Here is a 22842-nt window from a genome sequence, read left to right on the forward strand (position 1 = left end):
TCATCGATTTTGGAGGGTTCTATTTCTTATGTCAAAAAACAAGTTATTCCCGCTAAATACATTGATTTACTGACAATAATTGATTAAATTCAAGAATTATTTAGTAATCCACATAAATGCTCATGAAATATCCATATAAAAAAAGTACAAGCATTCGTGAAGATGGACCGGATATCCAATGTGGCATAAAAACCGCCGAAGGCAGCTATATAATTAAAAGGCAGATGTATATACTTAAGCGGAAAATTAGCTCATGAATAAACAAATTATTTACATATGAAAGTAACTATTGTTGGTGCTGGAGCTGTAGGAGCAACTACAGCGGACAATTTAATCCGTCGAAATGTCGCCGAGGAGATTGTATTATTGGATATTAAAGAAGGCTTTGCGGAAGGCAAAGCGCAAGATATGGCGCAAACCGCTGCCTTATTGGGTTTTGAATCAAAAATCAAAGGGGTAACCAATGACTATCTTTCCACTGCAGGTTCTACTGTTGCCGTCATTACATCGGGAATTCCGCGTAAACCCGGAATGACACGCGAAGAATTGATTGGGACAAATGCCAATATTGTCAAGTCAGTTGTAGAGAACTTAGTCAAACACTCTCCGGATATTATCATTGTCATTGTTTCTAACCCGATGGATACCATGACTTATCTGGCACTTAAATCGAGTGGATTACCTAAGAATAGAATTATTGGAATGGGAGGTACATTGGATTCAGCCCGGTTCAAATATCAACTGAGTGAAAAACTGAATGCTTCTGCGGCCGATCTCAATGCCATTGTCATTGGTGGTCATGGAGATACAACGATGATTCCACTCATTAAGCACTCCACGTGGAACAGTATTCCGGTCACTGATTTCCTTACCTCAGAAGAGCAAGACGAAATTTTACACAAAACGATGGTTGGTGGAGCCACATTGACCAGCTTGATCGGAACTTCCGCCTGGTATGCTCCGGGCGCCGCAACAGCCGCAGTCGTCGAAAGTATCGTGCGTGATCAAAACAAGTTATTTACTGCATCCGTTTACCTCGAAGGTGAATTTGGCCAAGAAGATATTAATCTTGGCGTACCGGTTATCATCAATAAAAAAGGATGGGATCGTATTGTCCCCCTTCAGCTGGATGAAGAGGACAAAGAAAAATTCAGTAAAAGTGCAGAAGCAGTGCGTACAATGAATAATGTATTAAAAGAAATAAAAGCGCTGTAGCGCATAAACTATAAAAAGATGAAAAGCTGTTATTCTTCAAATAACAGCTTTTTTTATGATCGGCTTAACGCATAAACATTTTCAGGGCATTTTAAACATACGCTAGAGGCCTTAAATTTCTTTTTTAAGGGATTTTTTGGGTATGTTTGGTTATATGACAACAGTACCATTTCAATTACTGGATCTCCAAGGCCAGGGCACACATATTTTAGTAGATGTAGAATTATATAGCCGTTCATTCAAGATGGTGATTGATACAGGTGCCTCTAAAACTGTATTTGACAAAACACAGTTAGTACATCTTTTGGAAGACCAATTACAGCTTGAGCCTTCAGAAACATTATCAACAGGACTTGGCACCAATTCGATGGAGAGTTTCAACATGAAAATTCCGAGTCTGACCATAGGTGAATGGCGGATAAAAAACTTAAATACGGCGGTATTGGATTTAAGCTCGATCAACTATGCCTATCAGCAGATGGATCTGGAACCCGTGATCGGCGTATTGGGTGGAGATATTTTTGCAGACTATGGCGCTGTCATTGATTATGCCAAACGCAGCTTAAAATTAAGAAACCGGAAATTAAAACTTAAATAGGCGTTTGTGGATATGGAGCCGGAGATAGCCATAGTATACGATTGCGATCAATATCCCCAATCCACCCATGACGTATAATGTCATTCGAAGCCCACAGTAACTGGCTAAGGAACCGATCATCAATGTACCGATGGGAAATATTCCTTGAAAAGCCATAACGTAATACGAGATTGCCCGGGCGCGATAGATTGGTATGGCATGCGTCTGAATATAGGTATTGATACTTGAGTTTTGCATCATCATGGCAAAGGACACCAACATCACATAGACGAGTGCCATCTGCAGCATACTTGAATGCGCCAAAAACAATAACGCAATTCCCATAAGTGCAGCAGCACCCATCACCTGATAGCGCAAATTGGTGCCCGATTTTAAACGGGCCATATTAAATGCACCAATCATTGCACCCAAGCCGGCGGCACTTTCAAACCAGGAAAACGTACGCTCATCGCCATGAAACATTTCTTTTGCTATGGCAGGTAGCAACGAGGTATACGGAATAACGATCAAGCTGGAGAATGTCATGATAATAATCAGTGAAGCAATATGCGGTGAGCGTTTGAGGTAACGAAAGCCTTCGACCAAGCCTTCCCAATTGCTTCCCTTGCTCAGTTGAACATGCGTTTCATCGACCTGCATCATCAACAATGTAATAATGACCGGAACAAAACTGATAAAATTTAGGGCAAAACAGACGAGTTCACCGTATGTACTCAGTAAAATACCTCCTATTGCAGGTCCCAACATTCGGGCACCATTGAAAATTGTTGAATTCAGGGCAATGGCATTCGGCAGATCTTTACGGTCACCAACCAGATACATCATCAGCGATTGACGTCCCAAAACATCGAAGGAATTAATAACCCCTTGTATAAGACCCAAGATGGAAAGCCATAAGACACTCTCCCATTTCAGATAAACGACCAAGGTCAAGATTCCAGCCTGTATCATCAAACCAATTTGGGTCATCAGAACCAATTTATACTTTTTGTGCTTATCGACAAAACTGCCGATAAATGGAGACAGGACCAAAGAGGGCAATAGGGAGATAAACTGAACAAAACCAAGCCAAAACACTGATCCTGTCAATTCATAGACCAACCAACTGATGGCTATTCGCTGCATCCAGGTCCCCATAAGGGAAATTGCTTGTCCTATAACATGTAAACGGAAATTTCTATAATGGAGAGAACGAAAAACCTGCATACGTAAAGATAATAGTATATTAAAAGTATAACAAAAAATTAGGAGAAGAGATTCCTTTTTGCTAAAATAAAGATACAATAGGTGAAAATCAATGCTTCAATACTGGAATATAATCAATAACTTTGCGTCATTATTTTGAACATTAGAATAATCAAACAATTATCATTCAATAACATATACAATGAAATTTTTTATTGACACAGCGAACCTAGAGCAAATCAAAGAAGCCCAAGACTTAGGCGTATTAGACGGGGTAACAACCAATCCAAGTTTAATGGCTAAAGAAGGTATTAGCGGTGATGAACACGTAATCAACCATTATAAAGCGATCTGTGCAATCGTTGATGGCGATGTCAGTGCTGAAGTTATTTCTACAACTTATGAAGAAATGATCAAAGAAGGAGAAGCTTTAGCGGCTCTTGACAGCAAGATTGTTGTAAAAGTCCCTATGATTAAAGATGGCGTAAAAGCAATTAAATATTTCAGCAAAAAAGGTATTAAAACAAATTGTACATTGGTATTTACAGCTGGTCAAGCACTATTGGCTGCTAAAGCTGGGGCAACTTATGTATCTCCTTTTATCGGTCGTTTGGATGATATCTCTACAGATGGATTAGCGTTGATCGAAGATATTCGTTTAATCTATGATAACTACAACTACCCTACACAAATTTTAGCAGCTTCTGTACGTCACAGCGCACACATTTTAGGCTGTGCTAAAATCGGTGCTGATGTCATGACAGGTCCATTATCAGCGATTGTAGCTTTATTAAAACACCCATTGACAGATAGCGGTCTAGCGACATTCTTAGCTGATCACGCGAAAGCTGCAGGCAAATAAGATTCCTATATTTCATATAATAACGAAAACCGATAGGTAAGATGACACTAATCTTAAACTTATCGGTTTTCTTATTTTTAAGAGATTCCGTATTTTTGTACTGTAAAAATGATCATTTGAGAAATGAAACATTCAGTTTCTGTTCCTTACTGGTCTATTTAAAGGGAAAAAATACGATGAATAAATCCGTCGGATAGTTTTTAAACTTGCAAATAAGTTTAAATTTCTCTTAGTTTGTATTTGATCTAAGGCTTAACGAAGAAATCCATGGAAGATTCCAACACTGTATATCCAGAAATTCTCAAACGAAATAGTTTAAAAGTTACCCAACCCCGGTTGAAGGTACTTGAAATTATTTCGAGGAAAGACTCGGCAATTTCGCAGCCAGAGCTAGAGAAATTACTGGGCAAGGATATTGACCGTGTCACATTATACCGGGTATTGGCCAGTTTTGAAGAGAAAGGGATTATCCATAAAATCTTTGATCTACATGGTACAGCGACTTATGCCATGTGTTCGACAAACTGTTCAGAACATGATCATCATGATCAACACGTGCATTTTATTTGCCGGGTATGCAATTCTGTATACTGTCTGGAAGATATGACCTTACCAAAGGTGTCGATCCCAGCAGGTTTTAGTCTTGAAGCGATCGCAGTAAATGCACTTGGAGTGTGTAATCATTGCAAAAAGTAAATCAGGCTGTACCAATCCAAAACTATTTTTCGGCTAAACTGTCTATACATTGGCTATCGGAAGGTGCTCCGTTTAGCTCCTTATTGTCCTGTCAAATGCAGTTTTTTTCGTATATTGTATTGGCATCGATCTTGATGTACAGCGCTCGTAATCTGTGGTAAAGACTGGTTTTTTGAAATCCATTATCGTAGCCAGTCAAAGGATCCATTGGGCTGTCAAAGACCGATGTAAATGAATAATAATAAATAATAAGTGAATGAAAACAAGAAAAGAAAATCCATATAAAGAGGTCTTAACACAGCTGATTATCGATATCTTCGAAAAATCGGGTAATAAGCCGCTCAACTATAAACAAGTTTCTTCTAAATTGAACCTCACGGATAACGACTCAAAAGTCGCTATCGCCGATATATTACATGATAATGTAAAGAATGGGCTTTTTATTGAGGTGGACAGAGGCAAATTTAATTTGAAGCAACTCAAAGTGTATGTCACAGGGAAAGTAGATATGACCGCCGATGGTTCTGCCTATGTAATTCCCGATGACGAATTTGAAAATGATATTTATATCGCTCCACGGAAACTTAGACAGGCACTCCATGGCGATATTGTCAAGGTCCATACCTTCGAAAAAAGAAAAGGCGGCCGCAAAAAAGAAGGTGAAGTCGTTGAAATCCTGCAAAGGGCCAAGACTGATTTCACGGGGACGATCAGTATCTCCAACAATTTTGCTTTTTTTATTGCGGATGACCGCAAGATGCTACACGACATTTTTATTCCTTTGGACAATTTGAATGGAGCCAAGGACAAAGAAAAAGTGGTCGTGTCGATTATTGACTGGCCTAGCGGGAGCAAAAATCCTGTTGGAACGGTCAAACATGTCTTGGGCACCAAAGGGGAAAATAACACCGAGATGAACGCTATTTTGGCCGACTATGGTTTCCCATTGGAGTTCCCTAAAAAAGTAGAGGATGAAGCGAATAAAATTCCAGAAGAAATAAGCAAGGAGGAAATTGCCAAGCGGCGTGATTTTAGAAACATTACAACCTTTACCATTGACCCCGCGGATGCAAAAGATTTCGATGATGCCATCTCTTTTCAAAAATTAGAGAATGGCAACTATGAAATCGGTGTTCACATTGCGGATGTTTCGCATTTTGTGATACCCGATACAGAATTGGACAAAGAAGCATTTAACCGTGGTACATCGGTCTATTTGGTGGACCGTGTTATCCCGATGCTTCCGGAGCGTCTTTCTAATGGCGTTTGTTCCTTACGCCCACATGAAGATAAGTTATGCTTTTCGGCTGTTTTCGAATTAGACGAAAAAGCCAATGTACACCATCAATGGTTCGGCCGCACCATCATTCATTCGGACCGCCGTTTCAGTTATGAAGAAGCACAGGAGGTGATTGAAACGAAATCGGGCGATTTCAGTGAAGAGATCCTGAAATTAAATGAACTGGCCTATATTCTTCGGGAACGTAAGTTTAAAAATGGTGCAATAGCCTTTGAAAGTGAAGAAGTCAAGTTCACCTTGGATGAAAATGGCAAACCTACCGGGGTATATACCAAGGTCCGTAAGGATGCACACAAGCTGATTGAAGATTTTATGCTATTAGCGAATCGTAAAGTTGCCGAGTTTATCGGCAAACAAGGGCGCGGAAAAAACAAGCTAACGTTTGTATACCGGTTTCACGATGTACCTAATCCGGAGACGCTGACGACGTTCTCTCAATTTGCAGCGCGTTTTGGTCATAAATTGACCATCAAAACAGATAAAGAAACAGCAAAATCTTTAAATGCTTTGATGACCAAAATAGAAGGCAGCAAAGAGCAAAATATGCTGACTTCGCTTGCTGTACGTTCGATGGCCAAGGCGATCTATACGACAAAGAAGACAAGCCACTATGGATTGGCATTTGATTATTATACCCATTTCACCTCCCCTATCCGTCGTTATCCCGATGTGATGGTACACCGTCTTTTGCAATTCTATCTGGAGGGAGGTACCAAAATCAATGCGGAACATTATGAGAAGATGGCCGAGCATTCTTCCCAAATGGAGAAAAAAGCAGCTGAAGCCGAACGTGCATCGATCAAATACAAACAGGCCGAATACTTGCAAGATCAGATTGGCACTGAATATACAGGTATTGTCTCAGGTGTTACAGAATGGGGTATGTATGTGGAGATTGAAGAGAATAAATGTGAGGGTATGGTCAGGCTGCGGGATATCACCGATGACTTTTACGTACTTGATGAAAAGAACTATGCCATTATTGGTCAACGGAAGAAAAAGAAATTTCAGTTGGGTGATGAGGTTCAAATCCGCGTAAAGAAAGTAGATCTGGATAAACGGCAGATTGATTTTACGTTATTGAGTTAATATAAAACCACCATAACTGGTCCAACGAGCTTATTAAACGTACCCAATCGGATTTAAGACATGAAAAAGCGGTATTGAATTTAGTCAATACCGCTTTTTCATTTGAATAAGAAACAAAAAGTTATTGTTTCGTTCCTTCGAAAGTATAAAAGACTTCTGTTGTACTTGTTTTCTCTCCCTGGCAAAGAAGGGTCTTATTTTTTACATCAAACAAGAATGTTCCTTCGGGAGAAACACCTGCTGTTTGAATCGATACATTCATATTATTAATAACCTTAAATTCTTTCGTTGGTATTTTTAATGCTTTGTCCCCGATCTCAACTTTGAGTGTGTTGTCAGATACTTTTGTAACCGTCACGATTTTATCAAACATAGGACCAGTTGTGTTTGATAGATCCAATTTACCCTTATACGTACCTACAGCTGCATCGATGCTACCACCTGTTTGGATAGGTTCATCTTTGTCCTTTGAACATCCAACAAAAGCGAAAGTGACCAAGGCCAATACCACTGCATACATTAATTTCATTTTGATTTTCATAACTTGAATACATTAATTTGTTTCTACTAAATATTTATACGTTTTTATCAAACGCTTTGCCAAACAGAACGCAAAAACAGGCAAAGCAGGCAATATACTCAGAAACCAGTAGAAGAGAAATTTTGAAAAAAGGCTGTTTTTAAAGAATATTACACAGAGAAAGAACAGCTTACGACAGATGTAAGAAAAAACCTATTCACCCCATTGAGCGGCTATTCGATCACCTAAAATCGTCTATATTTTTGTACAACCAAGCATAAGGAGTTATCTCTTCCATTTTGGCAACATATGACAGCGTTCGTGAGTTGATTAAATGATTATATCCTACATTCATGCAAATTAGTTACATAGTGGAAGCGTAAAAATGATGAAGATGCTGGGCAATCCAGCCAAACATCCCAGAGAGGGCGACCAGGTCATTAAGACGGTGAGGTAATAAAGAAGGGCATGGGTATATTCCAGAAAAGAGCAGCGCCAACTCAAAAAATAATCTAAATTTTATACACTAACTATTTCATATTCAAAAGGGAATCAGTATCTTTGCGAACTTAAAATATTTAAGGTACAAAATTTATAAACAAAAACAGGTAAATGCCTACTATTCAACAATTAGTTAGAAAAGGTAGAGTAGCTCTGGTTGATAAGAGTAAGTCACCAGCGTTGGACTCATGTCCACAGCGAAGAGGTGTATGTACACGTGTATATACTACTACCCCTAAAAAACCAAACTCAGCAATGCGTAAAGTAGCTCGTGTACGTTTAACAAACGGAAAAGAGGTCAACGCTTACATCCCTGGAGAAGGTCACAACTTACAAGAGCACTCGATCGTATTGATTCGTGGTGGTCGTGTTAAGGATTTACCAGGTGTACGTTACCACATCATCCGTGGTGCATTAGATACTTCAGGTGTAGCAGGTCGTAACCAACGTCGTTCTAAATACGGAACTAAGCGTCCTAAACCAGGACAAGCAGCTGCAGCTCCAGCAAAAGGTAAAAAGAAATAATTAAACGGAGGAAAGAAAAATGAGAAAGTCAAAACCGAAAAAGAGAATCATTTTACCTGATCCAAAGTTTAATGACGTTCAGGTAACACGTTTCGTAAACAATATGATGGTGGATGGTAAAAAATCTATCGCTTATTCTATTTTTTACGATGCAGTAGAATTAGTAGAACAAAAAACACAAGAAAGCGGTTTAGAAGCTTGGAAAAAAGCTTTGAACAACGTTATGCCTGCTGTTGAAGTTAAATCACGCCGTGTTGGTGGTGCTAACTTCCAAGTTCCTATGGAAGTTCGTCCAGATCGTAAAATCGCTTTGGGTATGAAATGGTTAATTTCATACGCTCGTAAACGTGGTGAAAAAACAATGTTCGAAAAATTAGCAGGAGAAATCATTTCAGCTTCTAAAGGTGAAGGTGCTGCTGTTAAGAAGAAAGAAGATACGCACAAAATGGCGGAAGCTAACAAAGCGTTCTCACACTTCAGATTCTAATTTTGAAGACATTCAAAAAAATATGATTACACCGACCTCCGATAAAAACAATCTTTTATCAAGGTCGGTGTACTTATTTAACATTACATTTAAACACATAAGACCATTAAGGTCCGCTGCTTAAAAATATTATGGCAAGAGATTTAAAATTCACTAGAAATATCGGTATCGCTGCCCACATTGATGCTGGTAAAACTACAACAACTGAGCGTATCCTTTACTACTCAGGTGTAAACCACAAAATTGGTGAAGTTCACGAAGGTGCTTCTACAATGGACTGGATGGAGCAAGAAGCTGAGCGTGGTATCACGATTACTTCTGCTGCTACAACAGTATTCTGGAACTACCGTAACAACAAATACCAAGTAAACGTAATCGATACTCCTGGACACGTGGATTTCACGGTTGAGGTAAACCGTTCATTACGTGTACTAGACGGATTAGTATTCTTGTTCTCAGCTGTTGATGGTGTTGAGCCTCAATCTGAAACAAACTGGCGTTTAGCTGATGGGTATAAAGTACCTCGTATCGGTTTCGTTAACAAAATGGACCGTTCAGGAGCTGACTTCTTGAAAGTTGTAAAACAAGTTAAAGATATGTTAGGTTCTGATGCAGTTGCTTTGCAATTGCCTATCGGTGCTGAAGATAGTTTTAAAGGTGTAGTTGACTTGATCAACAACCGTGGTATCGTTTGGAACGAACACGACAAAGGAATGACTTTCACTGAAGTTCCTATTCCTGATGATATGTTGGACGAAGTTGCTGAATACCGTGAGAAATTATTGGAAGCAGTAGCTGGTTATGATGAGACTTTGATGGAGAAATTCTTCGAAGATCCAGATTCATTGACTGAGCGCGAGATCTTAAATGCATTACGCGCAGCTGTATTGGATAACTCTATCGTTCCTATGGTTTGTGGTTCATCTTTCAAAAACAAAGGTGTTCAAACTATGTTGGATTTGGTCATGGAATTATTGCCTTCACCGCTTGATGTAGAAGCTGTAAAAGGTACTAACCCGGATACAGGTGAAGAGATTTTCCGTAAACCATCTGTAAACGAACCTTTCGCAGCTTTAGGTTTCAAAATTGCGACTGACCCATTTGTAGGTCGTTTATGTTTTATCCGTGCTTACTCTGGTAAGTTAGATGCAGGTTCTTATGTATTGAACACACGTTCAGGAAACAAAGAGCGTATCTCTCGTATCTTCCAAATGCACGCAAACAAACAAAACCCGATCCCTTTCATCGAGGCTGGTGATATCGGTGCTGTTGTAGGTTTCAAAGACATCAAAACTGGAGACACTCTTTGTGACGAAAAAGCACCTATCGTTCTTGAATCTATGACTTTCCCTGAGCCAGTAATTGGTTTGGCGATCGAGCCTAAAACTCAAGCTGACGTTGATAGATTAGGTATTGGTCTTGGTAAATTGGCTGAAGAGGATCCTACATTCGTTGTAAAAACTGACGAAGAAACTGGTCAAACAGTTATCTCTGGTATGGGTGAGCTTCACTTAGAGATCTTGATCGACCGTTTGAAACGTGAATTTAAAGTAGAGGTTAACCAAGGTGCTCCTCAAGTATCATACAAAGAGTCTATCAACGGTACTACTGAGCATCGTGAGGTATTCAAAAAACAATCAGGTGGTCGTGGTAAATTCGCGGATATCAAAGTTGTTATTTCTCCAGCGGACGAAGATTTCGATTTAACAAAATCACCGCTTCAATTCGTTAATGAAATTGTTGGTGGTAAAATCCCTAAAGAATTTATCCCTTCGGTTCAAAAAGGATTTGAAACTTCAATGAAAAATGGTGTATTAGCAGGATTCCCATTATCAGGAATGAAAGTTCGTTTGATTGATGGTTCATTCCACGCTGTCGATTCAGATTCATTGTCTTTCGAATTAGCTGCTCGTCAAGCATACCGTGAAGGCTTGCCTAAATGTTCTCCAGTGTTAATGGAACCAATTATGAAAATAGAGGTTTTAACACCAGAAGAAAACATGGGTGATGTAATGGGTGACTTAAACCGTCGTCGTGGTCAAATGCAAGGTTTGGATTCGCGTAACGGTGTACAGGTAATCAAAGCATTGGTTCCACTTTCTGAGATGTTCGGTTACGTAACGCAATTACGTACAATCACTTCAGGTCGTGCAACATCTACCATGGAATTTGATCACTTCGAAGAAGCTCCTCGTAACGTTGCTGATGAGGTGATTGCAAAATCAAAAGGTAAAATCAAAGGTTCTGTAGAATAATATAGAACTCAAAAATAAACCGACCGCTGGTTGTTAATAGCTCTAATCAGCGGTCATTTTTAAATAATATCATATACTATGAGCCAAAGAATCAGAATTAAATTGAAATCTTACGATTACAATTTGGTTGACAAATCAGCTGAAAAAATCGTAAAAACAGTAAAACCTACAGGTGCAGTTGTTAGTGGTCCTATTCCATTGCCTACTGAGAAAAAAATCTACACGGTATTACGTTCACCACACGTTAACAAAAAAGCACGTGAGCAATTCCAATTATGTGCTTACAAAAGATTGTTGGATATCTATTCTTCAAACGCTAAAACTGTTGACGCATTGATGAAACTTGAATTACCTTCAGGTGTTGAAGTAGAAATCAAAGTGTGATAGATTTCAATCACTGAAAAAAAGAAGGGGCCTTTCGCAAGAAAAGCCCTTTTTTATGTTTGTGCAAATATTACCAGAGAAACCAATAAAATCCAAAACATGGCGATGGGAGTATTTTTCACCCAGCCAAGATTATAGCTGATAACCTATACCAATTGAAAATACACGATTCTTTAAAGAACCTCCTTCAGCCCCAGCCATATCAACTAGTCCCAAGCCGTATCCACCATTAATCAAAAAGCCATTTGATAGACGATACCCCGCTAAAAAGTTAATTCCGGCATCAAAACGTTTCAATTTATTATCTCCGAAACCGACGTCGATTTTTACATTTTCTGCTTTGGCTTTTGCGGACAGCCCCAATCCAGCATATGGTCCAGCTCCTAAGAAAACGCTTCCGGAATTTCCAGTAGGAATACTGTATACAAAATTTACAGGTAACTCTAGATACATTAAGTCTAATTTCACCTTATTCCCCAATTCTTCAAAGTCAATAAGTGTCAATCCTTTCCCCCCTTTCCCTTGTAACGATAAACCAGGTTGGATAGAAAAATTATTTGCTAAAGGAGCATCTAAGTATCCCGTCAAATAAAACGATGTAGATGATTCTGTCGAAACAGATACACTTCCTAGTGACGCCGTCATTTTAGGAAAAGTTGCACCAGCCTTAAAACCATAGGAAATCTGTGCTTTTGCTCCAGCAATAAAACATAGTACAGCAGCGATTGAGAGTAACTTTCTTTTCATTAATAATAAATTATATATAAGACTAAAATACGATAAAATTTTAATCTATTAATATTTTTCTTATTACACCTTCGATTCTACGAAAGTTATGACTTCAGCTCGTTTTCTTCTATAATCTTCTTTTCAACTGGATTTAACGTATCGAATAAATCCTTATACACCTCATCTTTACTATCCTCTTCTCCCAGCAGGAACCCCCAAGGCTTAAGCTCTTTAATACGATCCATCACAATCTTAACGATAGCCAGAATTGGAATAGCCAAAAACATACCTGATATACCCCAAATCATCTCACCAATAATAATGGAGAGCATAGCAAACAGGGAATTGACTTTCACCTTAGAACCCACAATCTTCGGCACGATGAAATTACTGTCAATCATGTGTATAATAATTATTGCTATGATAACGAGAACAACATGGGTAAAAGAGGATGTCGCAAACGTCAGAATGGCAATGATAAGCATCGAGGAGAAAATACCGACATAAGGCAATACATTAAACACTCCTGTTATCAAGGCCAAAAGCAAACTATATTTTACCCCTATTAATGACAGGACAATAAAGACTAATAAGGACACCAAACTCATTTGGATCAATAAGCCAATCAGATACTTCTTGACGACATACTGAACCTGTTTTATTACATCTACAACAATTGGCCTGTCCTCAACACGGTTGACAAATAACAGAAATTTAACGATATGTCCTCTATATATAAGCAAGAAAAATGTGTAAAGAAAGGTAAAGACAAATAAAATAAACATCGATGAAAGGGAAACCAAGGCTGTTCCCAAGAATAAAGTTCCCGAATCCACAGACTTAGATGCTGTTTTATTGATAAAATCAATTTGATCTTTATGTTGGATTCCAAATTGGTGGCTCACCCAAGTCTGCAAATTGCTCACCCCATCCATGATCTGTTGTTTAAAAGCCGGAAAATCCTCTTTAAGCAGTGTGAGTTGAGATGCTAACAGAAAAAGCCCATAACCAAGAACGCCGAAAAATAAAATAACACTTAATATACCAGCCAATGTTCTAGGAAAATGGAGTTTCCGTTCCATAAAACTGCTCAGCGGAATCAATAGTAGCGAGAACAGTAAGCCCAAAATCATCGGAATCACTATCGTATCTCCAATTTTTGCTAAATACCCCAGTAGAATGATACTGATGAGTACACAGGCCAACTTAACATAAAAGGGTAAAGGGAGAAATCTTTTCATGCAGCAATCTTTTGAATAAAAATAACAATTTCGGACGACTTAAGTTTAATGCAATAAAAAAGTCCCCACAAATGCAGGGACTCTTTCCTCATAATAAGTTTAAGTACTTATATTTCTTATAGTCCGAAGCCGATACCGATAGACCAAACACGGTTTTTTATTGAACCACCATTTGGAGCTAGATTTGTCAAACCTAATCCATAACCTGCATTGATTTGAAAACCATTAGTTAATTGATAGCCTGCTAGGAAGTTTACACCGAAATCAGTGGTTTTTAAATCTTTACCTGTACCACTACCAAATTTTAGATCTCTATCAACTGTGGTATAAGCATCACCACCAACAACTTCTTCACCTTTGCGTTTGCCACTCAAACCAAATCCCACGTAAGGACCTGCACCAACAAAGAAATTACCAGATCCACCTGTAGGCAATTTTGCTACTAGGTTAACCGGAATATCCAAAGACATTACACTTTCTTTTAGCTCGTGGTTACTCGTTTCAACCCATTTTGCACCTTTATTCTGTAAAGACAATCCAGGCTGTACCGAGAAGAATGGTGAAATAGGAGCATCCAAATACCCTGTTACAAAGAAACCTGTATTTGATTTAGTATCTCCCAAACTTGTCGAATATTTAGGAATGTTTACACCAGCACGTAATCCATATCCCAATCCACCTTGTGCAAAGGCTCCCAATGAACCAAATAAAATTGCTGCAGATAATAATAGTTTTTTCATGTTTCCTAATTTAATTTACTTTCTTCTTTCCTCAAATAATCTCATAATTTCCTGTACGAGATTTATTACAATCCCATTTGCAATATCTATTCCAAAATACATAAGCCGTTAATTTACATAGTGAAACATTAGGGAAAAGCCCTAAAACGGGGCTTTTCATTGTCCTTTAAAAGATACAGTCAACTGAATACTTTTCAACTTTGCACACTTAACAACACGGTTCAATACGATGTGAATAGCCTATTGTTAATCGCGGGTAGCCATCAAAAATCTCTAGGCTATCTTTGGAGGAAAACAGCAAGGATTATTATCAATGACAATTCGCTATCTGTCCCGCAATGAAAATACTTGCTTGGTTTTCAGATTAATGCCCAAAAACATAAAAGTTTTATCATAAAGATTTTTTAATTCCAATTATAAGTTTTATTTTTGCAGACCTTCAAAAGGAAAAAAATAGGGTCGGATGGCCGAGTGGCTAGGCTGAGGTCTGCAAAACCTCCTACAGCGGTTCGAATCCGCTTCCGACCTCGTTTTATTTTAAACAATAAAAATATTATCAAAATGGGAGTTACACGTTTAAAAAGAAAAGATAGAAGAAATAAAACTGTTTCACGTGTTGAAGTTCAGTTCTTGAAATTAGGATCTAATGTAGAGTTAGGTTCTAGATCAAAAATGAAAGCTAGCAACCAAATCGTTAAAAACGATGCTATCTTAAATCAATTAGCTTCAGAAGCTAAATAGTAAGAAGAATTTAATAGCCTTTAAAGTACTACTTTAAAGGCTTTTTAATAGGTCCACCATTTGGTGGACTTTTTCTTTTGAGCTCATCCACTGTGCCTCATCCATTCCATTAACCTGAATCTGGTTAAACTCCATCTTCGAAACATGCTGCTCTTTCGCCGAGCTGTGTATGGCAACTGCGCCAGTTTGCTCTAAAATGTGAACTATATTAGCTGCATCTACACCTGCACCAGGCATAATCGCAATACGGCCATTTGCTTGCTGTACCAATTTTCTGAGCAATGGAGCTCCAGCTAAAGCAGAGTTTTGCAGACCAGATGTCAAAATACGATCTATCCCCAATTCAATAACATCTTCCAAGGCCTGAAAAGGATCTTCCACGCGATCAAAAGCACGATGAAAGGTAACATGCATGGGACGCGCAGCTTCCACCAATCGCAAAGTATTTTCTTTATCCACTGTACCGTCCGCCTTCAGTATACCTATCACAACACCATCTATCCCCAATTCCTTGCACAACTGAATATCAGCTATCATTTCCAAGATCTCGGTCTCTGTATAAAGAAAATCACCTCCACGTGGCCTGATAAGCACATGAATACCAATATTCACCAATCCTCGCACCAACTTCAACTGACCAAACGACGGTGTAGTCCCGCCATTTTCCAAATTTTGACAAAACTCGACTCGGGTCGCTCCACCTTGTTCGGCTTCAATTGCTGATGCTACGGAATTTGAACAGATTTCTAATTGGTAATTTCCAATTGCCTTTTCCTTCATTCTAGTATATTTTAAGCTATTTTTCGTTTACGCGAATAACGTAAAAAAAAAGCAAATAACCTACTGCCCTCCCTCCGGTCAAAACAGTACAAGCGTTAGAAAATACTATAGGTAAAAGATATTTTACCAGCGTTGGAAATTTTGCTCGCAGACGAAGATCTACAGCTTTAGCTTATAACGCGGTACATCCACTTTTTTCCACTTCCAATCCGGTCCTTTCGGAGTGCTCGTCTGATCTTGCAGATCCTTTGAAGAAGGTGGATCTAAGAAACGCTCTCGTTTGATATAAGCTGGTAATTGGAAGCCAGGCGATGCATTTAGCGTTTCAAAACATTCCCGCGCAAGTTTCACGATGTCATTCCGATTTTCTGTATTGCTTTCAATTTGACTTCCTATATAAGACGCCGGACCGTACAATTGCTCATAAATAGCCGAATCTTCAAAAGGTTTGAATTTCAGGCGCATCATTATTTGCACCAATAGAGAATACAGATCATTGTCCGCTGGTGTCAAAACCAACTTATCCAACACCTTTGGTATCAACTCCCACGTCATCAATTCAACCACTAAATCTTTAGTGTTCTCACCAATGAAATCGAGTGTAGGCCACATCTGCTTCACATATTGTACAACGGAATCTCTATTTACATGCAAAGCAACCAATTGTCTATCGCTCCAATATTCCAGCGGTATGTTCCTTCGATAAAAGACTCCGAATATGTGTTGGCCTTTCAACCGCCCCAAGGAACCACAATTTTGCATCTCAAACTCACGGACAAGCATACAGTAACTAAACATATCACGTGTATTTAGCGATTTAAATGTCTTTACCGAAAGTGGATTCCATAAAGCATAATAATGTTCCCTATTCAAACTATCTTCTCCTGAAACCAATCTATACACGTAAAAGTCTTTCAGTAATATCCGCAAGATTGCTTCACGACCACCGAGGGGATAATTTCTAGACTTAATCTTCCCCATTCTTCCGAGATACCTGGGCAACTGATCGTTTATAAATTTTGTAGAATCTTTAAGCCTGTATTGGCCATGGCACATGGGTAAGCTGGTTATTAGCAGTAAAAGAAGCATATAAAATCCCTTCTTCTTAAAGAAATCAACAAAACCAGATGCTACCATAGTTAATACATTCACACTGTATTGACTCCAATACAGCATATTAAATATACTTAAAATGAAATAATATTAATTAAATTAGGTTTCAAAAAAAAATCGACCATTTGAACCTGAACCAAAAATAGAAAAAACTCAGGTCCATTTTAGTTTCCATCTTTTCTTTTGTATTCAAAAGTCATAACCGAATTTTAGACAGGTAAAACATTCGGCTTATCTATTTGTATATACCTTACATGCTTTTATTTAAATAACTAAAAACCAAGTTCATACATTTTTAAGTAAAATATCATGGCAATTATATCAAAAAACATGGAGACCCAAGAAAAGATCATCAGTACTTTTGAAGAGCTCCAAAAAACTATATATGATCTGAAACATCAAATTGTAGAATTTGAATTGCTTTTTAATCAGGCTTGCAACAGACATATTGATTCCAATTTCCAGAAGGAATGGTTGCTGGACCGAATATCTTCACGTCATGATATGATTACACTTCGACATGATGCCATGCTGCTTATTCGGGACACTGTGTCTGCGTTCCGGGATTTTGACGGTTATTTTCTAGATCTCAAACAGCTCCTCCAATCGATCGAGTTACTTATGCTCAATCATGCCGATGAGGAAGAATATGAAATTGCAGCTATTATCAAAAAATGGCATGAAAAATTTGCCCAAGCGATTTATTTCGTTGGCGACTTAATCTATTAAGTCGCACTTTTATTCTACTTTTGCAGCATTGTAAAATATGGAAAAATGCGCAAACCACCAGCTATCGTTGACTTACACACCGACACCTTTCTTGAAGATTGGGAAGATTATTCGCCAGAGGAGCTCCTACAAGAATCCATGGATTTTATGCGTTCTAATCTAGATGCAGCTATTTATTGGGAGATGAACGAAATAAAGTTTATTCATGGCAGGGGAAAAGGAATGTTAAAAAAATTGGTTTTTGAAGAGTTGCAAGAGTACAAGGCTCAGGGTGCTATTGAACGATATTATACTTCTTACCAGAATGAAGACATTGTAGTCGTTGTGATAGGGATTTAAAAAAGGCTACCTTTTTGCAGATAGCCTTTGCATGATGTTATGCTATTTAATAGCTGGTGTAATAATCACTTTTCGGAATTCCACTGGACCGTGATCCCCCTGGAAATAGATTGGTCCTGGCTCTGCCTCTTTGCTATCCAATGCACCACCGGTAATACCCGGAATTTCCTGATTACTGATCACCGTCTTACCGTTTGCCACAACTGTTACAAGACGGCCCACCAATGTGATATCATAGGTTTGCCATTCTCCAGCTCCTTTGTTGACCATTTCATTTGCAGCCAAGAAACCGTATACCCCTGCAAAAAGTACGGCATTAGGATGTGCGTCTTTAGGACTATCTTCTATCTGAACCTCATATCGGCCTCTCAAGTAGACACCACTGTTACTTCCCGCTGGAATTTTAAATTCAACATGTAATTTAAAATCTTCAAATTTTTGTTCAGAAACCAAATTAGAACCAGATTGCGGACTGGTCAGGATACCATTTTTCACCACCCATTGATTCGTTTTACCAGTAGCTTTCCATCCGGTCAGATCCTTGCCGTTGAACAGCTGAATAGGCTTACCCCATTTTACTGCAGCTGTTCGCTTCAGCTCTGGAGCACGAACACCTTTAAAGCGATATGTTTTTCCATCAGGTTCTATTATCGTCCCTTGCAATACACCATTAACAATCTCGCCTTCCACGCTTAGGTTCATCTTTCCACCCTCCCATTGTGGCGGGATGGCAAATTTGAACTTCCCTTTCTCATAAAACACCTGAGAAACTGGCCGGGCACTTCCGGAAGTACTCACATAATGACCTACTAAAGTTCTATAGCCCGACAATTTAACTTCCAGCCAAGATGGCGCAGGAGTACCATTAATATCCACTTCGATATCCCATCGACCAATCAGCTCTTTGCCTTCTACGTCCTGTTGATAATGAATAGATTCTCCAATGGAATGGTTAGCAAAGGTAACTTGCGGTAATGCACAAGAGGCCAAAATTCCTAAAAGAAATGCCGCTTTTCTGTTCATATTATTTATGTTTATATTCTAGTTGACAATAAATTTCAAGCAATTTAACTGTTTAACAGCGGGTTTACAAGGATATAATGTTAAAAAACATAAAGAAAGCCAGAAACAAAAAAAAGCCCTAACTTTCGTTAGAGCTTTTATAGTCGGGGTGGCAGGATTGACTCAGCCCCACATTTCCCAAACACAACCCTGAGCCTCCTACGGATCGAACCTCTTAGTATCTTAAAGGTCGCAGGTTCGCACCCTGCCCTAAAACAAAAAAAAGCCCTAACTTTCGTTAGAGCTTTTATAGTCGGGGTGGCAGGATTCGAACCTACGACCTCCACATCCCAAATGTGGCGCGATACCGGGCTACGCTACACCCCGAAAAGGTATCACCTTTGTTTTGTGTGGCACAAAAGTAAACTAAAAATATGTTTTTTTCAAAAATATTCTTCACAAACCACCTAACAGATTGACTTATTGCAAAATAATTTACAAATAAGATTAAAAAGCAGCTCATTTTATAAAGCAAAAAATGAAAAATCCCTTCTATTACACCTAGTGAAGCTTTAGAACAATTTCGGTTTAGCGCTAAATAGCCCCCCAAAAAAAAAAAGCTCTTACGGATCGAACCTTTTAGTATCTTAAAGCTCGCAGGTGCACACCCTGCTCTGAAACATAAAAAGCCCCAACTTTCGTTAGAGCTTTTCTAGTCGGGGTGGCAGGATTCGAACCTACGACCTCCACATCCCAAATGTGGCGCGATACCGGGCTACGCTACACCCCGAAAAAGGTATCACCTTTGTTTTGTGTGGCACAAATATACGGTTCTTACAAATTATTTGCAAATGAAAAACACAAAATAAAACTAACAAGTTGTTACATTGCGACATACTCTTCGCCAGACGGCACATCGCTCTCCTCTATACAATCAAAGCCAATGCTGTTCCCGCTATTTATTATTTCGATAAAACACTCACCTGTCAATTAAAATCTTTTGACCTCTCAACCGCAACATGTTCGGAGATGAACATGAAGTGTTCGAATACAAACACTTAGATCACATAAAGATAATACACAACAAATTGATTGTAAACAACTTAACCCTTTGGCCGTTTTTTTGAAATTGATCCAATGAACATTTTAAAAAAAATAGAATTACGCTATCCTTCAACGGGATTGATTACCATAAGTTCAAAATGAACACTTATAACGAAAAGTATGATAAAGAACTATTTCCAAATTGCCTGGAGAAACCTGATAAAGAACAAGGTTTTTTCCTTTATCAATATTCTTGGCTTAACAATAGGCATCACCGTCTGCGCAATGATATTTCTATTTATCGCCAATCAGTTTAGCTTTGATAAGTTTCACAGCCAAGGCGGTCGCATCTATCGGGTCATGCGTGGTTTTGACAACACCAAGGACCGTGCACCTTATTTATCCGCACCCTATGCCACGGCCTTATTAACCGATTATCCCGATGATATCAAAAAAGCTGTACGGGTAATGCCTGCCAATGGGTTATTCTCTGTTGGCAACATTGCATTCAATGAAAAGAAACTCTTTATTGCAGATGACGATTTCTTTGAACTATTTAGTTTTCCGCTAATCAAAGGGAATCCAACGACTGTTTTAAAAAATCCAACAAGTGTTGTGCTCACGGAAACAACTGCGAAGAAATATTTTGGAAATGAAAATCCTATCGGTAAAATACTGCAGCTTGATAAAAATAAACAATTAACCGTTACTGGGATCGCTAAAGATCTTCCGGTCAATTCACATCTGGATTTTGATCTCATTATCCCCTTATCCAATTATCTCAATACCGAACCCTTTAAAGCCTGGCAAAACAACAATTTATTCACTTACATCTTACTTGACGAACATAAGGATGCTAGGCAATTGGAAAAGCAGTTTCCTGATTTCATGAATAGGCATATGAAAGCAGTTTCTACCAATATGGGCATTCATTTTGATCTTGCGCTTACACCGCTACGAGACGTCTATCTTGAATCCCACAGCGCATTTGACAGCGCAAAACATGGCGAAAAAAAGGTTATTTACATTTTTCTTTCCATCGCCATACTTATATTGATTATCGCCTGCATCAATTTCATGAATCTCTCAACAATACGTGCAGTTGACCGATCGAAAGAAGTTGGTTTAAGAAAGGTGCTTGGCGCACAACGTCTTCAATTAATGGGACAGTTTATCGGAGAATCCATTTTATTAACCAGCATATCCTGCGCGCTCGCCATGTGTCTACTGCAACTACTTATGCCTGTATACAATCAACTATTGGGATACAGCCTAACAGTCCCATGGAATTCATGGCCGATCTATATTTTTTTGATTGCAGTTATCATTATAGTAGGTCTATTAGCGGGAAGTTACCCCGCATTATACCTTTCGACCTTCTCCCCTATACAGGCATTAAAAGGTAAATTGCGCTTAGGCAAGGGCGGCACACTGTTCCGCCATACATTAGTGGTGTTCCAATTCAGCATATCTATTTTACTGATCACCGGTACATTGATTATCTCTAAGCAGATGAAATATGTAAAAGAACTGGGACTTGGCTATGACGACCAACAGACAGTGGTTATTCCAATAGACAATGAAGAACTGTATAACAACCTGCGTACATTCAAGAACGAATTATCTGCGAGCAGCGACATTACATCGGTCTCCTTTATGTCCGGTGAACCGGGCGGCTTCTTCGATAACCACACATTCGAGGTCGAAGGAAAAAACGGTGAGAAGTGGAAGTCAAGGACAGAGTTCACTGATTTTGACTATGTAAGTACCTTGAAACTCAAAATAATAGCAGGCCGAAACTTTTCAATACAACACTCGACCGACTCCACTAGGGCTGTATTAGTCAATCGTACTGCAGCATCAATGCTTGGATTTACTCCCGAACAGGCCATTGGCAAATGGATAAAAAATACGATCCGCGATCAATCCCCCCGGACAATCATTGGTGTAATTGATGATTTTAACTTCCTATCCCTAAAAGAAAACATGGATGCATTAGTTGTTGCCCCTTCTGATGATCTAAGGGTAGCCCTTATCCGCTTAAACACAAAAGATTTCCCTGAAGCTCTAAAAACTATCAGAACCGCATTTGGGAAAGTAGCCCCATTATATCCGTTTGAATACAGTTTTTTGGACCAGAAATTCGATATGCTGTACAAAACTGATCTTAGGCAACAACGTATACTCAGTCTTTTTTCTGGATTGGCCATATTTATCGCGTGCCTAGGCCTCTATGGTTTAGCCTCATTTACGGCTGCCAAACGAAACAAAGAGATCGGAATTCGCAAGGTGCTTGGCGCTTCGGTATCGGGTGTCACTACATTATTGTCCAGAGATTTTATAAAACCCGTATTAATTGCCTTGATAATTGCCTCGCCGATCGCATGGCTAACCATGAACAAATGGCTGGAAGACTTTGCTTACCGCATCGAAATCCAATGGTGGATGTTTGTGCTGGCGGGACTAGTAACAATAGGTATCGCATTAATTACAGTAAGTTGGCAGGCTATCCGAACAGCCATAGCTAATCCTGTAAATAGCTTACGGGACGAATAAAAATAGGAAACAAAAAAAGCTCTAACTTTCGTTAGAGCTTTTAAGTCGGGGTGGCAGGATTCGAACCTACGACCTCCACATCCCAAATGTGGCGCGATACCGGGCTACGCTACACCCCGAAAAGGTATCACCTTTGTTTTGTGTGGCACAAATATCGAATCATTTTTTGACTTTGTCAACACCCTATAGAAAATTAATCACTAAACAACTG

Annotated in this window: 21 protein-coding genes and 4 tRNA genes; 14 read left to right on the top strand and 11 right to left on the bottom strand. The window is 38.9% G+C overall.

Annotation, left to right across the window (positions count from 1 at the left end; genetic code table 11):
• Positions 1 to 276: 276 nt before the first annotated feature.
• Positions 277 to 1215: a malate dehydrogenase gene (locus BGP15_RS15195; RefSeq protein WP_286770001.1), complete on the top strand. Its 939-nt coding sequence runs from the start codon at positions 277 to 279 to the stop codon at positions 1213 to 1215.
• Positions 1216 to 1369: 154 nt separating this feature from the next.
• Positions 1370 to 1813 carry a retropepsin-like aspartic protease gene (locus BGP15_RS15200; RefSeq protein ID WP_112376512.1) on the top strand — a complete coding sequence of 148 codons (444 nt, stop codon included), beginning with the start codon at positions 1370 to 1372 and terminating at the stop codon, positions 1811 to 1813.
• On the opposite strand, the gene BGP15_RS15205 is transcribed toward BGP15_RS15200, so the two are convergent.
• Positions 1799 to 3019: an MFS transporter gene (locus tag BGP15_RS15205; RefSeq protein ID WP_286770003.1), complete on the bottom strand. Its 1221-nt coding sequence runs from the start codon at positions 3017 to 3019 to the stop codon at positions 1799 to 1801. The genes BGP15_RS15200 and BGP15_RS15205 overlap by 15 nt on opposite strands.
• Before the next feature lie 181 nt (positions 3020 to 3200).
• Between BGP15_RS15205 and fsa the strand changes: the two genes are divergently transcribed.
• From fsa to rnr, 3 genes are all read left to right on the top strand, one after another.
• Complete coding sequence (gene fsa, locus BGP15_RS15210; RefSeq protein ID WP_286770004.1) at positions 3201 to 3860, top strand: fructose-6-phosphate aldolase; 660 nt, start codon at positions 3201 to 3203, stop codon at positions 3858 to 3860.
• A 267-nt stretch (positions 3861 to 4127) separates the two neighbouring features.
• Positions 4128 to 4556, top strand: a complete 429-nt coding sequence (locus BGP15_RS15215; protein WP_046671865.1) for a Fur family transcriptional regulator — start codon at positions 4128 to 4130, stop codon at positions 4554 to 4556.
• Between the two features lie 256 nt (positions 4557 to 4812).
• Positions 4813 to 6945, top strand: coding sequence for a ribonuclease R (gene rnr, locus BGP15_RS15220; RefSeq protein ID WP_286770005.1), 2133 nt, complete (start codon positions 4813 to 4815; stop codon positions 6943 to 6945).
• A 121-nt stretch (positions 6946 to 7066) separates the two neighbouring features.
• Here the strand turns inward: rnr and BGP15_RS15225 are convergent, their stop codons facing one another.
• Positions 7067 to 7486 carry a hypothetical protein gene (locus BGP15_RS15225; protein ID WP_286770006.1) on the bottom strand — a complete coding sequence of 140 codons (420 nt, stop codon included), beginning with the start codon at positions 7484 to 7486 and terminating at the stop codon, positions 7067 to 7069.
• A 591-nt stretch (positions 7487 to 8077) separates the two neighbouring features.
• Here BGP15_RS15225 and rpsL point away from each other — a divergent pair.
• The 4 genes from rpsL to rpsJ all read left to right on the top strand — a co-directional run bounded on the left by rpsL (position 8078) and on the right by rpsJ (position 11617).
• On the top strand, positions 8078 to 8491 hold the full coding sequence (rpsL, locus tag BGP15_RS15230; RefSeq protein WP_002993550.1) for a 30S ribosomal protein S12: 414 nt from the start codon (positions 8078 to 8080) through the stop codon (positions 8489 to 8491).
• Positions 8492 to 8510: 19 nt separating this feature from the next.
• Positions 8511 to 8978: a 30S ribosomal protein S7 gene (gene rpsG / locus BGP15_RS15235; protein ID WP_046671863.1), complete on the top strand. Its 468-nt coding sequence runs from the start codon at positions 8511 to 8513 to the stop codon at positions 8976 to 8978.
• A gap of 131 nt (positions 8979 to 9109) precedes the next feature.
• Positions 9110 to 11233, top strand: a complete 2124-nt coding sequence (fusA, locus tag BGP15_RS15240) for an elongation factor G (RefSeq protein ID WP_046671862.1) — start codon at positions 9110 to 9112, stop codon at positions 11231 to 11233.
• Positions 11234 to 11311: 78 nt separating this feature from the next.
• Positions 11312 to 11617: a 30S ribosomal protein S10 gene (gene rpsJ, locus BGP15_RS15245; RefSeq protein ID WP_028070501.1), complete on the top strand. Its 306-nt coding sequence runs from the start codon at positions 11312 to 11314 to the stop codon at positions 11615 to 11617.
• A gap of 132 nt (positions 11618 to 11749) precedes the next feature.
• Here rpsJ and BGP15_RS15250 read toward each other — a convergent pair whose 3' ends face one another.
• The 3 genes from BGP15_RS15250 to BGP15_RS15260 form a co-directional block, all read right to left on the bottom strand.
• Positions 11750 to 12364, bottom strand: a complete 615-nt coding sequence (locus tag BGP15_RS15250) for a porin family protein (protein ID WP_286753128.1) — start codon at positions 12362 to 12364, stop codon at positions 11750 to 11752.
• A gap of 86 nt (positions 12365 to 12450) precedes the next feature.
• The gene (locus BGP15_RS15255; RefSeq protein WP_286753127.1) at positions 12451 to 13587 is read right to left on the bottom strand and encodes an AI-2E family transporter; all 1137 of its coding nucleotides are present in this window, start codon (positions 13585 to 13587) and stop codon (positions 12451 to 12453) included.
• A 116-nt stretch (positions 13588 to 13703) separates the two neighbouring features.
• A complete protein-coding gene (locus tag BGP15_RS15260) occupies positions 13704 to 14327 on the bottom strand; it encodes a porin family protein (protein WP_286770007.1) in 624 nt (207 codons plus the stop codon).
• A 457-nt stretch (positions 14328 to 14784) separates the two neighbouring features.
• Here BGP15_RS15260 and BGP15_RS15265 point away from each other — a divergent pair.
• Positions 14785 to 14855, top strand: a tRNA-Cys gene (locus BGP15_RS15265).
• Between the two features lie 33 nt (positions 14856 to 14888).
• A complete protein-coding gene (locus tag BGP15_RS15270) occupies positions 14889 to 15068 on the top strand; it encodes a spore protein (RefSeq protein WP_286753125.1) in 180 nt (59 codons plus the stop codon).
• A gap of 33 nt (positions 15069 to 15101) precedes the next feature.
• On the opposite strand, the gene BGP15_RS15275 is transcribed toward BGP15_RS15270, so the two are convergent.
• Complete coding sequence (locus tag BGP15_RS15275) at positions 15102 to 15848, bottom strand: copper homeostasis protein CutC (RefSeq protein ID WP_286770008.1); 747 nt, start codon at positions 15846 to 15848, stop codon at positions 15102 to 15104.
• Positions 15849 to 16007: 159 nt separating this feature from the next.
• Positions 16008 to 17024 (bottom strand): hypothetical protein, encoded by a 1017-nt coding sequence (locus tag BGP15_RS15280; RefSeq protein ID WP_286770009.1) that lies wholly within the window; start codon positions 17022 to 17024, stop codon positions 16008 to 16010.
• A gap of 246 nt (positions 17025 to 17270) precedes the next feature.
• Between BGP15_RS15280 and BGP15_RS15285 the strand changes: the two genes are divergently transcribed.
• Both BGP15_RS15285 and BGP15_RS15290 read left to right on the top strand, forming a co-directional pair.
• The gene (locus tag BGP15_RS15285; RefSeq protein WP_286753122.1) at positions 17271 to 17690 is read left to right on the top strand and encodes a hypothetical protein; all 420 of its coding nucleotides are present in this window, start codon (positions 17271 to 17273) and stop codon (positions 17688 to 17690) included.
• A 45-nt stretch (positions 17691 to 17735) separates the two neighbouring features.
• Entirely contained in the window at positions 17736 to 18029 is a 294-nt protein-coding gene (locus BGP15_RS15290) for a Smr/MutS family protein (protein WP_286753121.1), read from the top strand.
• 42 nt (positions 18030 to 18071) lie between these two features.
• Here BGP15_RS15290 and BGP15_RS15295 read toward each other — a convergent pair whose 3' ends face one another.
• From BGP15_RS15295 to BGP15_RS15305, 3 genes are all read right to left on the bottom strand, one after another.
• On the bottom strand, positions 18072 to 19052 hold the full coding sequence (locus tag BGP15_RS15295; RefSeq protein WP_286770010.1) for a 3-keto-disaccharide hydrolase: 981 nt from the start codon (positions 19050 to 19052) through the stop codon (positions 18072 to 18074).
• Between the two features lie 292 nt (positions 19053 to 19344).
• Positions 19345 to 19418: transfer RNA gene (locus tag BGP15_RS15300), tRNA-Pro, on the bottom strand.
• Positions 19419 to 19747: 329 nt separating this feature from the next.
• A tRNA-Pro gene (locus BGP15_RS15305) sits at positions 19748 to 19821 on the bottom strand.
• 434 nt (positions 19822 to 20255) lie between these two features.
• Here BGP15_RS15305 and BGP15_RS15310 point away from each other — a divergent pair.
• Positions 20256 to 22631, top strand: coding sequence for an ABC transporter permease (locus BGP15_RS15310; RefSeq protein WP_286770011.1), 2376 nt, complete (start codon positions 20256 to 20258; stop codon positions 22629 to 22631).
• A gap of 45 nt (positions 22632 to 22676) precedes the next feature.
• On the opposite strand, the gene BGP15_RS15315 is transcribed toward BGP15_RS15310, so the two are convergent.
• Positions 22677 to 22750: transfer RNA gene (locus BGP15_RS15315), tRNA-Pro, on the bottom strand.
• Positions 22751 to 22842 lie beyond the last annotated feature (92 nt).

It is taken from the genome of Sphingobacterium sp. 40-24 (assembly GCF_001899705.1).
Classification (GTDB): Bacteria; Bacteroidota; Bacteroidia; order Sphingobacteriales; family Sphingobacteriaceae; genus Sphingobacterium; species Sphingobacterium multivorum.